This window comes from Clostridium phoceensis, assembly GCF_001244495.1.
GTDB classification, from domain to species: Bacteria; Bacillota; Clostridia; order Oscillospirales; family Oscillospiraceae; genus Lawsonibacter; species Lawsonibacter asaccharolyticus.
In genome coordinates this window covers 1,398,213-1,411,478 of record NZ_LN866274.1, presented here as the reverse complement: position 1 = coordinate 1,411,478, position 13,266 = coordinate 1,398,213, and the positions used below count along the sequence as shown (strand labels likewise).

At 61.9% G+C, this 13,266-nt stretch carries 15 protein-coding genes and 1 pseudogene; 6 read left to right on the top strand and 10 right to left on the bottom strand.

Annotation, left to right across the window (positions count from 1 at the left end; genetic code table 11):
- Window positions 1–76: 76 nt before the first annotated feature.
- From BN1969_RS07660 to BN1969_RS07645, 4 genes are all read right to left on the bottom strand, one after another.
- A complete protein-coding gene (locus tag BN1969_RS07660; RefSeq protein WP_050623760.1) occupies window positions 77–817 on the bottom strand; it encodes an acyl-[acyl-carrier-protein] thioesterase in 741 nt (246 codons plus the stop codon).
- Window positions 818–823: 6 nt separating this feature from the next.
- The gene (locus tag BN1969_RS07655) at window positions 824–1,441 is read right to left on the bottom strand and encodes a hypothetical protein (protein WP_050623759.1); all 618 of its coding nucleotides are present in this window, start codon (window positions 1,439–1,441) and stop codon (window positions 824–826) included.
- A gap of 167 nt (window positions 1,442–1,608) precedes the next feature.
- Window positions 1,609–1,824: a helix-turn-helix domain-containing protein gene (locus BN1969_RS07650; RefSeq protein ID WP_050623758.1), complete on the bottom strand. Its 216-nt coding sequence runs from the start codon at window positions 1,822–1,824 to the stop codon at window positions 1,609–1,611.
- Window positions 1,825–1,836: 12 nt separating this feature from the next.
- Window positions 1,837–2,343, bottom strand: coding sequence for a DUF2975 domain-containing protein (locus BN1969_RS07645; protein WP_050623757.1), 507 nt, complete (start codon window positions 2,341–2,343; stop codon window positions 1,837–1,839).
- Window positions 2,344–2,676: 333 nt separating this feature from the next.
- Between BN1969_RS07645 and BN1969_RS07635 the strand changes: the two genes are divergently transcribed.
- The 5 genes from BN1969_RS07635 (at window position 2,677) to BN1969_RS07615 (ending at window position 6,226) form a co-directional block, all read left to right on the top strand.
- A complete protein-coding gene (locus BN1969_RS07635; protein WP_050623755.1) occupies window positions 2,677–3,303 on the top strand; it encodes an alpha/beta fold hydrolase in 627 nt (208 codons plus the stop codon).
- Between the two features lie 31 nt (window positions 3,304–3,334).
- Window positions 3,335–4,333 (top strand): asparaginase, encoded by a 999-nt coding sequence (locus tag BN1969_RS07630; protein WP_050623754.1) that lies wholly within the window; start codon window positions 3,335–3,337, stop codon window positions 4,331–4,333.
- 136 nt (window positions 4,334–4,469) lie between these two features.
- Window positions 4,470–5,486 (top strand): stage V sporulation protein AD, encoded by a 1,017-nt coding sequence (gene spoVAD / locus BN1969_RS07625; protein WP_050623753.1) that lies wholly within the window; start codon window positions 4,470–4,472, stop codon window positions 5,484–5,486.
- Between the two features lie 32 nt (window positions 5,487–5,518).
- Window positions 5,519–5,875, top strand: coding sequence for a stage V sporulation protein AE (gene spoVAE / locus BN1969_RS07620; protein ID WP_050623752.1), 357 nt, complete (start codon window positions 5,519–5,521; stop codon window positions 5,873–5,875).
- Window positions 5,876–5,965: 90 nt separating this feature from the next.
- The gene (locus BN1969_RS07615) at window positions 5,966–6,226 is read left to right on the top strand and encodes a GNAT family N-acetyltransferase (protein WP_050623751.1); all 261 of its coding nucleotides are present in this window, start codon (window positions 5,966–5,968) and stop codon (window positions 6,224–6,226) included.
- 67 nt (window positions 6,227–6,293) lie between these two features.
- Here BN1969_RS07615 and BN1969_RS07610 read toward each other — a convergent pair whose 3' ends face one another.
- From BN1969_RS07610 to BN1969_RS07600, 4 genes and pseudogenes are all read right to left on the bottom strand, one after another.
- The gene (locus tag BN1969_RS07610) at window positions 6,294–7,193 is read right to left on the bottom strand and encodes an AAA family ATPase (protein WP_050623750.1); all 900 of its coding nucleotides are present in this window, start codon (window positions 7,191–7,193) and stop codon (window positions 6,294–6,296) included.
- Between the two features lie 95 nt (window positions 7,194–7,288).
- Window positions 7,289–8,791, bottom strand: coding sequence for an FAD-dependent oxidoreductase (locus BN1969_RS07605; RefSeq protein WP_050623749.1), 1,503 nt, complete (start codon window positions 8,789–8,791; stop codon window positions 7,289–7,291).
- A complete protein-coding gene (locus BN1969_RS18540) occupies window positions 8,784–9,626 on the bottom strand; it encodes a sulfide/dihydroorotate dehydrogenase-like FAD/NAD-binding protein (RefSeq protein ID WP_242850388.1) in 843 nt (280 codons plus the stop codon). Before BN1969_RS18540 ends, BN1969_RS07605 begins: the two co-directional genes overlap by 8 nt.
- A gap of 297 nt (window positions 9,627–9,923) precedes the next feature.
- Window positions 9,924–11,447, bottom strand: a pseudogene (locus BN1969_RS07600) (bifunctional metallophosphatase/5'-nucleotidase); the annotation flags it as partial.
- 310 nt (window positions 11,448–11,757) lie between these two features.
- Here BN1969_RS07600 and BN1969_RS07595 point away from each other — a divergent pair.
- Complete coding sequence (locus BN1969_RS07595) at window positions 11,758–11,970, top strand: hypothetical protein (protein WP_050623747.1); 213 nt, start codon at window positions 11,758–11,760, stop codon at window positions 11,968–11,970.
- Between the two features lie 6 nt (window positions 11,971–11,976).
- On the opposite strand, the gene rfbA is transcribed toward BN1969_RS07595, so the two are convergent.
- Window positions 11,977–12,834, bottom strand: coding sequence for a glucose-1-phosphate thymidylyltransferase RfbA (rfbA, locus tag BN1969_RS07590; RefSeq protein WP_050623746.1), 858 nt, complete (start codon window positions 12,832–12,834; stop codon window positions 11,977–11,979).
- Window positions 12,835–13,046: 212 nt separating this feature from the next.
- The coding region (locus BN1969_RS17890; RefSeq protein WP_147577159.1) for a biotin/lipoyl-containing protein at window positions 13,047–13,266 on the bottom strand (220 nt) is incomplete at its 5' end.

Sequence of the window (13,266 nt, the reverse complement as noted above, 5' to 3'; positions counted from 1 at the left end):
CTCTCCAATAGCAAGGAATGATGTTGGGATTTGAGGATCATATTTTTTCTATTGTACCCCCCGCCTCGCGGGCTTGTCAATGAATCTCTTCTCCAAATTTCGCGGCCGCTTCAAAGTGAGTTTTGCCCGCCTCGTCTACACCCTTCACAAAGTGCTGCCCCCCCTGTTCTCCCACCTCCAGAGTCAGCACATCACCTGCCCGGCTCTCTGCGGTGTATCCGATCTGGAGGTCGCTCAGAAAGCGGCTGCGGGGCAGGCCCTCCAGCCGCAGGGCATCGCATACGAAGTCGGCGTAGCGGGTGTTGTTCACATGGCCGTTGATGTCGGTGTCGCTGTACCCCATCCTCCGGCGGTCCCGCTCCTCCATCTCTCCAGGCATGCGCAGCTTGGAGAGGGTCAGCTGCTTGCACAGCCCGCCGCCCTCGGTCCCCTCCAGCTCCCGCATCTGGGACAGGCGGAGCAGCTTCCGGTCCTCCACACCAGCCAGCACCCAGGCGGACACCGCCTCGCCCACTGGGACGCCGCCCGCCAGCAGGTCAAAATCGCGGTACATCAGCGCCGTCTTACTGCCCCGGTGCCAGGTGCGCACCGTCACCTTCTCCTCCCACCGCAGGGGGCGGTCCAGACGGAACCAGATCCGGGCCAGCATCCAGAAAGCGTGGTACTCCAGGGTCTTCTCCCGCCCGAAGCCCCCGTCCTCCGCGGCCAGGGTGGCCGCCTCCTGGAGATAGCCCAGCACGGCGGAGGGCCGGCACCGGCCCCAGCCGTCCACATCCCGGCTGTCCACCGTCATCTCATATTCAAAAAACTGTCCCATGCCGTTTCACTTCTTTCCCCGGATCAATATGGTATTTTTACAGCAGATGTCGTCGATGTCGTCCGCCGTAGCGGCCGGGATGCGCATCTGGGCGCCGCACTGGGCGCAGATGAGGTCGATGGAGCTGTAATTCACCTTCAGCTTCCATTCCCTGGAGCCGCAGGCGCAGGAGACACCTCCCCGGGCCGCGATGTCCTTCACCTCGGAGAGCACCTCGTGCATGACGATCTCGTCCAGGAACGCGGCTTTCTCCTCGGCCGCCTGCTCCTCCTTCAGCTTATCGGCCGCCCGCTCCAGCCGGGCCGTAGCGGCAAAGACAGGGCCCTCCTCCCCCACGTAGCAGCAGTCCAGGCCGGAGGCCGCGCAGGAGAAGGCCAGGGCCTTCTGGTGCAGGAAGGCGTGGGTGGAGCAGCTCACCCGGTGTTCCCGGCCGCAGAACAGGCAGGGCACCTCCAGGTCCACATGGTCGTCCACAAATTCCACCCGCAGCTCCGATCTGCCGCAGGGGCATTTGATATGGGCCGTGGCGGCAGCCAGGGAAAACAGGTCCCGCTCCACAATGACCGACTGACGGCAGGCGGGGCAGATATAAGCCAGGGTACGCTTTGGCTCTTCAACCGACATAACGAATTTCCTTTCTGTGGCAGTCCAGCCTCCGCCCCCGATGGGCCGTTTTCGCCGGACGCAGGATCTCTGATTTTTTATTATATCAATTTTTTCCTCTTTTTCAACTCCGTCAATTTCACTACACACTGGACAAAGCAGAAAAATATCATAAAAAAACAGAAATTCTATTCTTCCATATCTTTCTGATATTCTAATATATCCCCTGGCTGACAATCCAGTGCTTTGCAAATGGAATTCAGTGTAGAAAAGCGGATAGCACTTACTTTACCTGTTTTGATTTTAGATAAGTTGACATTTGCGATGCCGACCTTTTCAGATAGTTCGTTTAGGCTTATTTTTCTATCTGCCATCATTCTATCAAGCCTTAAAATTATTGCCATATCATATCTCCTTTACAGCGTTTCATCCACCTCTTGCTGCAACTCACATCCATAGTCAAAAATAAGGGAGATACAAAACAGAACGAGGGCAAACAAACCACTCATGAAGAATTGTGAAAATGCCATTTTAAAGACAGAGAATGCAGAAAAAACAGCAAACACCAGGACATACAATGCTATTTTCCGTATCTGACTGGCTGTTTCAGCTGTAAAAGGAGAATTTCCTTTGCCGATACATCCAAACAATCTTTTGGCGTTATACAGGGCTAAAAAGATACAGATGAGCATTCCAAGACAGCAAATGAAAAAGAATGCGCATTGTCCAAAGCTAAGAGTTTGTCCTGCCTTAACAGCAGTTTCCCATGCCTGGCGGAACATTTCCGGCAAAAAAAGCCGGGCACAAACGATAACCACGATCCCTGCAAATAATGATACACTTAATACGCCGAAAACAATGCAGACGATGTTAAGAAGTATGGAGATAAAATGAGCATATCTTTTCAACGCTTTTTCTTTCATAAATAAGGGCCCCTTTCATTTCTTAACACACAGTATATCACTCAACATATTTTTGTCAATTATTTTTTAATGATAAACATAAAATAATTATCCTTTATCGTTTCAGATAAAGTAAAAAGGCTTTCAGGTCCCCCGCTTAATATCGCTGTGGCCAGAAGGGCGCCTCGGATCGAGTCAGCTCTCTTCCGTGCCCCAGCCCCGAACAAAATCGGAATTCTCCCTTGATGGCGGGTGAAAAATATCGTATGATGGAAAAAACGGGCCCTGTCCGGTCCGATCTTACTCTCTTCCGGCCGCTCCTCTACCGGTCCGGGAGGGCCAGGAGGCGATCCCATGTCTGTTGTCTATCTCCATGGCTTGGGCCAAACCCCGGCCAGCTGGGAGTCGGTGCTCCGCGTGCTGGGGCAGGAGTCAGGCGGCCTCTGTCCCGATCTCTTCGGTCTGATTCGGGGAAAGGAGGTCTGTTATGAAAATCTCTATCAGGCCTTCTCACGGTACTGCGGCGCCCTTCCCGCCCCCCTCACCCTGTGCGGTCTGTCCCTGGGCGGGGTCCTGGCTCTGCAATACGGGATCGAGCATTCGGACCGGGTTGGGGCCCTGGTCCTGATCGGCACCCAGTTCGTCATGCCCAAGGGCCTGCTCCGGCTCCAAAACGCCATGTTCCGCCTGATGCCCGGGTCCATGTTTTCCGCCAGCGGGCTGAGCAAGGCGGATACGATGCGCCTGTCCCGCTCCATGATGGCCCTGGACTTCCGAGGCTGCCTGGCCCGGCTCCGCTGTCCTGTCCTGGCGGTCTGCGGCACGGGGGACCATGCCAACCAGAAAGCCGCCCGGCAGCTCTGCCGGCTGGTGCCCCAGGGGGAGCTGGCCCTCATCCCCGGTGCGGGGCACGAGGTGAACACAGACGCCCCCGAAGCGCTGGCGGAGGTCCTCGTCCGGTTCTTACGCCCCCTCCCCTGACCCTTCCATCTCTTCTGCAAGGAGGTTTTCCATGACCCGAGTCCTGCTTCTCACCACCGGGGGCACCATCGCCTCCCGCCGGGGCGACCAGGGACTGGAGCCCCAGATCTCTGCCCGGGGCCTGCTGGAATATATGTCGGACCTGCGCGCCCACTACCACATCGACGCCCGGGACATCCTCAACCTGGACAGCTCCAACATCCAGGCTGAGGAGTGGCAGACCATCGCCCGGGCGGTGATGGAAAATCTGGACGCCTATGACGGCATCGTCATCACCCACGGCACTGATACCATGGCTTACACCGCCTCGGTGCTGAGCTACATGCTCCAGAATCTCACCAAACCCGTAGTCCTCACCGGCTCCCAGATGCCCATCGACAACCTGCTCACCGACGCCCGCAACAACCTCTATACCGCCTTTTCCGCCGTGGACTGCCGCATCCCCGGCGTCTCCATTGCCTTTGACCACAAGCTGATCCGGGGCTGCCGGGCAGTGAAGGTGCGCACCATGGGCTTTGAGGCTTTCGAGAGCGTCAATGCCCCCTATCTGGGGGAAGTTTTCGCCAACGGCATCCACCGCAACGAGAGCGCCATCCGCCCCGGCGACCCCAGCCGCCCCACCCGGCTGCTGGATCGGCTGTGCCCCGACGTCTTTCTGCTCAAGCTGATCCCCGGCACCAACCCGGCGGTCTTCTCCATGCTGATGGACATGCACTACCGGGGCATCGTCCTGGAGACCTTCGGCGCCGGCGGGATGCACTTTCTCCGCCGGAACCTGCTGGACCGGCTGGGCGAGCTCACTGCCCACGGGGTGTCGGTGGTGGCGTGCAGCCAGTGCCTCTATGAGTCCAGCGACCTGTCCATCTACGAGGTAGGCCAGCGCCTGCTGGAGTGCGGGGTAATCCCCGGCCGCGACATGACCACGGAAGCCGCGGTGACCAAGCTCATGTGGGCCCTGGGCCAGACCGAGGACCCGGCGCAGGTCCGCGATATCTTCGACTCCAACCTGGCCGGAGAGGTCACCCTCTAAAAAAGTTTTTCCACCAGCTGCTGCGCATGTCCCGTCCGCCGTATTTTGTCGGACGGGACATGCGCCTTTTTTCATATTTTTTCATTCTTGGGGCAAGCTACCTCTGATTTTCAACAGCACGGAGGTCCTTGACGCCATGACAACAAAAAAACTGGGCCGTCAAACGGTGGCCCTTGCCAACCCGCCCACCCTGGCCGGACACGCCAATGTAGTGGGCAAGAAGGAAGGGGAGGGCCCTCTGGCCAGCTCCTTCGACCTCATCGGCTCTGATGACACCTTTGGGGAGGCCACCTGGGAGAAGTCGGAGAGCGCCATGCAGAAGCAGGCCCTCGCCCTGGCGCTGGACAAGGCCGGCCAGGCTGCCTCCGCCATGGACTGGCTCTTTGCCGGCGACCTGCTCAACCAGTGCATCGGCTCCTCCTTCGCCGCCCGGGGGCAGGACATCCCCTTTTTGGGGCTCTACGGGGCCTGCTCCACCATGGGGGAGGGTCTGGCCCTGGCCTCCATGACCTTGGACGGCGGCTTTGGGGAGTGGGCGGCGGTGGTGGTCTCCTCCCACTTCTGTACGGCGGAGCGGCAGTACCGCACCCCCCTGGAGTACGGAGGCCAGCGCACCCCCACCGCCCAGTGGACGGTGACCGGCGCCGGGGCCGCCATCCTGGCCCGGGAGGGGCCCGGTCCCTACGTCACCCACTGTACCCTGGGCAAGATCACCGACAAGGGGATCACCGACACCAACAACATGGGGGCCGCCATGGCCCCGGCGGCCTATGCCACCCTCACCGCCCACTTTCAGGATACCGGCCGGGGGCCGGACTACTACGACCTGATCGTCACCGGCGACCTGGGCAAGCTGGGGCGTGAGCTGCTGCTGGAGCTGTTCCGGCAGGACGGGGTGGACCTGTCCACCAACCACAACGACTGCGGTCTGATGATCTTCGATCTGGAAAATCAGGACGTCCACTGCGGCGGCTCTGGCTGCGGCTGCTCCGCCTCGGTGCTCACCGGCTATCTGCTCAACGGGATGCGGGAGGGCCGCTGGAAGAATATCCTTTTCTGCCCCACCGGCGCCCTCCACTCCCCCACCTCCGCCTTTCAGGGAGAGTCGGTGCCCGGTATCTGCCACGCCATCGCCATCTCCGCTGTCAAATGATCCCGTCATGTCCAAGAAAAGAGGTCACTGATATGGAATATTTCAACGCGTTTCTCTGCGGCGGCATCCTGTGCCTGATCGGACAGCTTCTCATCGACAAGACGCCTCTCACCCCGGCCAAGATCCTGGTCCTCTATGTGGTCACCGGCGTGGTCCTGGGCGGCGCGGGCGTCTACCAGAAGCTGGTGGACTGGGCCGGGAGCGGAGCCACCGTCCCCCTCACCGGTTTCGGCTATCTGCTGGCCAAGGGGGTGCGCAAGGCAGTGGAGGAGCAGGGCTTCCTGGGGGCCCTCACCGGGGGTGTCACCGCAGCGGCGGGCGGCATCACCGCCGCCATCTTCTTCGGCTTCCTGGTGGCGCTGCTCTTCAAGTCCAAGCCCAAGAGCTGATGCCCCCGCTCTGGGGGCTCTTTTCCTCAGAGCAGGATTTTTCTGGCTTTTTCTCCACCTGTGTGCTACACTGGGCACGAGGTGATAAACATGGAGCTGCAATTTGAGCCTACCCGGGTCTACGGGCTGGACGGCGGGGGCCGTCTGGTGGCTGAGATCACATTCCCCTGCACTCAGCCCGGGATCTATACCATCGACCACACCTTTGTGGACCCCTCCCTCCGGGGGCAGGGGATGGCGGATAAGCTGGTCCGGGCCGCCCTGGAGCAGATCCGCAAAAACGGCGGCACCCCCGCCGCCACCTGCACCTATGCTGTCTCCTGGCTGGAGAAACACCCGGAGCAGGCATAAAAACGCGCGAAAAAGCGGCGGAGCTCCCCCCAGTATGGCTTTCTCCACAAATGAAACGGCGCCCCGGTCAGTCCGGGGCGCCGTTCTCATCCTCAAATTCCTCCCGGCGGCTGCGGAAGAACTCGTAAAAGGTGCGGACACTGGGCACCTGGGTCCAGCGGCAGGGCTCCACCGGGTCCTGGTCCAGGTCATAGATCTTCGCCCCCCGCAGGGCCAGCAGGAAGGGGGAATGGGTGGAGATGACGAATTGACAGCGGTAAAAGCGGGCGGAGTCCTCTAGAAAGCGGGCCAGCTCCAGCTGGATCCGGGCAGACAGACTGTTTTCCGGCTCGTCCAGCAGGTAGAGCCCGCCCTCCTGGATCTCCCTAGTGAAGTAAAGGAATGCGCTCTCCCCGTTGGAACGGCCCGGGATATCCTTCATCACCCGGTCCCGCACATAGTGGGAGCCGGTCTTGCGCTGGGCCTCCACCACCTGGCGCAGGCGGTCATAGTCCTCCAGAGAGCGCATCTGAAAACGGGCGTACCGGGCATCCGCATATTCCTCCAGCAGTTCCTTTCTCCTGTGCTCGATGTTCTCATTCATATATCGGAGATCCAGCAGGCCGTCGAACACATCGTCACTGGTGATGATCCGGCTGTTCTCAAGCTCCGCCGCCCCGAAGGCCCCTGCCGTCTCCGCCTCGCAGAGATCCAGATAGGGCTGAAAAAAGGAGCTCCGGTTGAACACAGTCCCGCGACGCAGCTTCAACTTCTCCGCCATCAGATTGAGCACCGTGGTCTTGCCGCAGCCGTTCCCGCCGCACAGGATGGTGATGGGCTCAAAGGTCAGAGGAGGGACCTTTCGGGACAGAAAGATGCCGAAGGGGTAGCGGCTGCCGTAACAGGTCCGTTTGTTCTCGCTGTCACGTGCCAGGAAGCTGGCCTCTGCCCCCTGCCCCGGCAGGGAGAACCTCCTCAGATAAAGCATGTCTTTCCCCTCCTTTTTCCATCCTACCGCAGAAGCAGCCCCAAAAACAGGACTTTTACAGTAAGGGCCCCGCAGCTTGTGCGGAGCCCTTTGTCTTATTTCTTGCTCTTCAAATACTCGTCGATGGCCTTTGCGGCGTGCTTGCCGGCCCCCATGGCCAGGATGACAGTGGCGGCGCCGGTGGCGGCGTCGCCGCCGGCAAAGACCCCCTCCACCGAGGTGTGTCCCGCCTCGTCCGCGGCCACGCAGCCCTTCCGGGTGCGCTCCAGACCGGGAGTTCCGCCGTAGCTCATGGGGTTTGGACTGGTCCCCAGGGCCATGATGACGGCGTCCGCCTCCATGGTGAACTCACTGCCCTGGATGGGCACCGGGCTGCGGCGGCCGGAGGCGTCCGGCTCTCCCAGCTCCATCCGGATGCAGGTGATGGACTCCACATGCCCCTTCTCATCCCCCTGGATAGAGACAGGGTTGGTGAGCAGGTCGAAAATGATGCCCTCCTCCCGGGCGTGGTGGACCTCCTCCGCCCGGGCAGGCAGCTCCGCGTCAGAGCGGCGGTAAACGATGTGGACCTCTGCCCCCAGGCGCTTGGCGCAGCGGGCGGCGTCCATGGCCACGTTGCCGCCGCCCACCACCGCCACCTTGCGGTTGTGGAGGATGGGAGTCTCGCTGTCCGNAACGATGTGGCCCTCTGCCCCCAGGCGCTTGGCGCGGCGGGCGGCGTCCATGGCCACGTTGCCGCCGCCCACCACCGCCACCTTGCGGTTGTGGAGGATGGGAGTCTCGCTGTCCGGCTGATAGGCCTTCATCAGGTTGATGCGGGTGAGGTATTCGTTGGCGGAGTACACCCCCACCAGGGACTCACCGGGGATCTTCATGAACATGGGCAGCCCGGCGCCGGAGCCGATGAACACGGACTCATAGCCCATGTGGAACAGCTCGGGGATGGTCAGCACCTTGCCGATGACCATGTTCAGCTGGATCTCCACCCCCATCTTCTCCAGGTTGGCCACCTCCCGGGCCACGATGGCCTTGGGGAGACGGAACTCGGGGATGCCGTAGGTCAGTACGCCGCCGGGCAGGTGGAACGCCTCGAACACCGTAACGCTGTATCCCATCCGAGCCAGCTCGCCGGCGCAGGTCAGGCCGGCCGGGCCGGAGCCGATGACCGCCACCTTTCTGCCGTTCTTGGGGGCGGTGGCCGTGTTAGCCACTCCCTGCTGGGCGGCCCAGTCAGCTACGAACCGCTCCACCCGCCCGATGGCCACCGGCTCCCCCTTGATGCCCCGGACACACTTGCCCTCGCACTGATTTTCCTGGGGGCACACCCGGCCGGAGATGGCGGGCAGGGCGTTGGCGTTGGACAGGATCTCATAGGCGGCAGCGATGTTCCCCTGGGCCACCTGATCCAAAAATTCCGGGATGGGGATGCCCACCGGGCAGCCAGACACGCAGGCCGGGTTCTTGCAGTGGATGCACCGCTTGGCCTCGTTCATGGCCTCCTCGAGGGTGTAGCCCTGGGCCACCTCCAGGAAGTTCTGGTTCCGGACCTGGGGGTCCTGCTCCGCCATGGGGGTCTTGGTCAGCTGCATGTTAGCCATTCATGGCACCTCCTCCCAGGCGGCACAGGTGGTCCTGCTTCCGCCGCGCCTCAAATTCCCGATAGGTGGCGTTGCGGGCGATCACCTCGTCAAAGTCCACCTGATGCCCGTCAAAGTCCGGGCCGTCCACACAGGCGAATTTCACCTCGCCCCCCACCGTCACCCGGCAGCACCCGCACATGCCGGTGCCGTCGATCATGATGGGGTTCATGCTCACCGTGGTGGGGATGTGGTACTTCTCGGTGAGCTTGCAGGCAAATTTCATCATCATCAGGGGGCCGATGGCCACCACATGGTCATACTGGGCCCCGCCCTGGATCAGTTCCTCCAGCTTGCCGGTGACAAAGCCGTGGTAACCGTAGCTGCCGTCGTCCGTGCATATGTACAAGTCGGTGGCCGCCCGTCCCATCTCCTCCTCCAGGATCACGATGTCCTTGGAGCGGAAGCCGCCGATCAGGTCCACCTGGGCCCCGGCCTCCTTCATGGCCTTGGCCACCGGAAGGGCGATGGCACAGCCCAGGCCTCCGCCCAGCACCGCCACCCGGCGGTAGCCCTCCACGTGGGTGGGGGTGCCCAGGGGGCCCACAAAGTCGTGGAGGCAGTCCCCCTCCTGCAGCTGGTCCAGGGCCAAGGTGGTGCCCCCCACCTTCTGATAGACCACAGTGACCTTTCCGTCCTGGGCGCTGGAGATGGTCAGGGGGATACGCTCCCCCGCCTCGTCCACCCGCAGGATGATGAACTGGCCCGCCTTGGCTTTGGCGGCGATCAGCGGCGCCTCCACCGAGATCTGCCCGATCTCCGGGGTCAGNGCCGCCAGGACCGCCGCCGCCGCCAGCAGCGTGACCAGGGTGATCCAGTTGGGGGAGCGGAGCAGCTCGATGGGGTTCCAGCTGCGGTCCACCGACTTGCGCCCGTCCCCCTTCGGCATGCCGTACCGCTCGGGCACCCCTTCATCCCCGAAGGACTGAAGGTAGGCGGCCAGGGCATACCACTCCTTGATCTCGCTGCCGTTCCCGTCCCGGAGCACCCGGGTGGCAAAATCGGTGATGGGCACTCCGTTCTCGTCCTTGGGCTCCAGAGACAGCAGCCCCAGGGACTTCTCCTTCACCGTGCCCAGCATCTGGGCGGAGTACATCCCGGTCACCACCCGGTAGAGCTGGTCGTCCTTGATCCGGGACATCTCACGCTCCAACAGGCCGGTGGCGAAGGAGGGCTCCTCCAGCCAGCAGGAGGTCACCCGGTTGAAAAACATCCGGTGGGGGTTGAAGGTGTACACCATCCCCGACATGTACAGCTGGGCCGCCGGCATGATAGGGGTCACCGAGGCGTCCACCTCTGCCGCCGCCCGCAGCTCCTTCCCGGTGAGGTAGCAGGTCACCAGTGGAAAACCAGAGGTCCCATCCTCCCCCACTCCCATGGAGAGCACATCAAAGGCCTGGGAGACGGTGATATCCCCCGCAGGCAGATCGGCCCGCAGTACGCCGTCGGCAGTGACTGCCACCGTGGGCACCCCTGGGTCCTCCGCTGCCAGCTCCCGCGCCGCCCAGAGGAAGGCGTCCGCCACCAGCTCCCCCAGGGGATTTCCCTGCTGGACGCCCGCCTCCGGCCGCGTCAGGGAGAAGTCCGCCCGGGCCAGCACCTGGTCATAGGTCAGGTGGTAGCGGGCCAGATAATCCACCCCCACCTGGGCCTTCCACTCCTCCACCAGGGAGGCGATCTCCTGGTCCTCCGGCAGGGTCTGGTCGATAGGGATCAGCTGGTAGTCCACCAGGGTCTTGCTTCCGTCCTCCGACCACTCCAGAGTGATGCTCCCCAGATTCTCGCAGTAGGGCCCGGCGGAGACGATATAGGTATCCCCCTCCACAATGGGCTGGGTGAGGGTGGTGTGGGTATGGCCAGAGAGGATCAGGTCGATCCCCTCCACCTCCCTGGCCAGCTGCTGGTCCTCCGACTTCCGCTCCCGCTCGTCGGTCCCGCTGTGGGACAGCGCGATGATAAACTGCGCACCCTGCTCCTCCAGGCTGTCCACGCAGCGCTGGGCCGCCTGCACCGGGTCCTCCAGCGTGAAGCCCGAAGTGGGGGCGCAGTCGTCCGAGTCGGTGCCCATCAGGCCGAAAATGCCGTAGGTGACCCCGCCCCGCTCCAGCAGCAGCGTGTCGGTCACGCCGTAGGCCGACATGGCCCGCTGGATGTCCAGCTGGTCAGGACCACCGGCCGATGGGGCGTAGTTGGCCATGAGCAGGGCCGGAAGCGGATCTCCGCTGGTGTAGGCCGCCGTGAGCATCTGGGCAAAGCCCAGGCCAGTGTGGTCAAACTCATGGTTGCCCGCAGTCGTGGCGTCATAACCCAGAGCGCCCATGGTCCGCAGCTCCGCCGCCCGGGTGGTGTAGAGGGTCTGGACCAGAGAGCCGATGGAGAAGTCTCCCCCGTCCAGGGTAAGAGCATCCGGGTGGAGGGCCCGCTGCTGCTCCAGTGCGGAGGCCAGCCGGGCATAGCCTCCGGACTCCCCGCCGTCCGCCCTCTCCAAGGGCAGGAAGTGGGAGTGGAGATCATGGGTAAAGAGCACCGTGGTCTGGTGGGGCCCAGGGGCCGGCTCCGCCAGACCCCAGGGAATCAGCAGGGTCAACAGGAGAAGCGCTGTGAGCACAGCGGTCATTCTCCGCCGCAGCCGCCTCATGAAACCAGCCTCCTTTCCGTCTGCTCCCGTCATTCTGCAAAAACCGCTTTGCAGGATTTCATTTTGCCATAAAATCAGACAAATGGCAATATCAAAGTCTTAATTCCTCACCTCCGCCTCTCCTTCTAATGGGGAGACAGGCGGATCAGGACAGCCACCCGCCCTCTCCACTATGATACTCCAAAATCCACTTTGTTGGTATTGTATGTTTCGACAAAATCCCCTATCATTTTATGTGGGGACACTTGAAGCGCAGCCCCGCCATTTGGAAAAGGAAGGAGGGGTAGACATGGGTCTCACAGAGAACAAGCGGGCAGTGGATGCCTTCACATACGGAGCGGGTACATCGGGGTATCCACCTCAGGAGCTCCTCGCCGCCCTGCTGACGCTGGATGGCGCCTCCCTCACGTCCGGAGAGGTGGAGGAGCTGCGCCGCACCTGTCTGGCCCAGGGCGGCACACAGGAAAACCCCGGCGGGACATCTCCCGCCGGGGCCCGATAGAGGCGTTCACAGGCACTTCAGATACTTGCCGTAGAGGGTCATCTCCAGCTCGTCCCCGATGGCGTGGACCTGCTCCTCCGAGATCCAGCCCTCATAGAAACCCAGCTCCTCCAGGCAGCCTACATAGCGGCCGGTGGTGTCCTGGATCTCCTTGATTGTCTGGGCCGCCGCCAGCAGACTGTCCGCCGTGCCGGCGTCCAGCCAGGTAAAATTTTTTTCCAGCGGTATCACCTGGAGCTGCCCTCGGCTGAGATACTCCAGATTCACATCGGTGATCTCCAGCTCTCCCCGGGCGGAGGGCTTCAGGGCTCGGGCGATCTCCATCACCTGCTGATCATAGAAGTAGAGACCGGGCACGATATAGTTGGACTTGGGGTAGCGGGGCTTCTCTTCAATGGAAATGGCCTTTCCATTCTTGTCGAACTCCACCACGCCAAAGGGGCGGGGGTCCTCCACGTAGTAGCCGAACACTGTGGCGGCCGCGGGACTGGCCGCAGCCTTTTTCAGGGTGGCTCCCAAGGTGGGGGCGTAGAAAATGTTGTCCCCCAGCACCAGACAGACCCGGTCGTCCCCCACGAACTCCTGCCCAATGAGCAGGGCGTCCGCGATCCCCCGGGGCACCGGCTGCTCTGCGTAGGAGATCTTCAGCCCGTACTGGCTCCCGTCCCCCAGCAGGGCGGTGAAGGTGGCGGTCTCGTTAGGGGGGACGATCACCAGAATCTCTGAGATCCCAGCCTGCATCAGAATCGCGATGGGGTAGTAGATCAGGGGCTTGTCGTACACGGGAAGCAGCGGCTTGCAAACCGGCTTGGTCATGGGATACAGACGGGTGCCTTTCCCTGCGGCCAATACGATCCCTTTCATGCGGTCACTCCTCCTCTTCCATCCGGCCTGTTCAGATGATTCAGTTTACCATGTTCCCTCTGCCTTTTCAAGGTGATTTCCATTAAGACTTCCTTAAAAGTGTGTGAGAGGGCCGCAGTGCTTCTCTTCCCCTGCCCGGGCGGTCAGAAAGGCTCCCCGCCAGCCGGAACTGGCTGGCGGGGAGTCGTTGCTTATCCTCTGAATTTCTGTTGTCAGCCCAGGACTACCAGCAGGTCATCGGTATTGACGGCGGTGCCCACTGTGGCGGATACAGACTTGACGGTGCCGTCCACCGGGGCAGAGACCTCGATCTCCATCTTCATGGCCTCCAGCACCACCAGTACATCGCCCGCCTTCACTGCCTGGCCGGGCTTGCACTCCACCTTAAAAATATTGCCGGGCATGGGACTGTTTACCGGCGTCTCGCCGGCG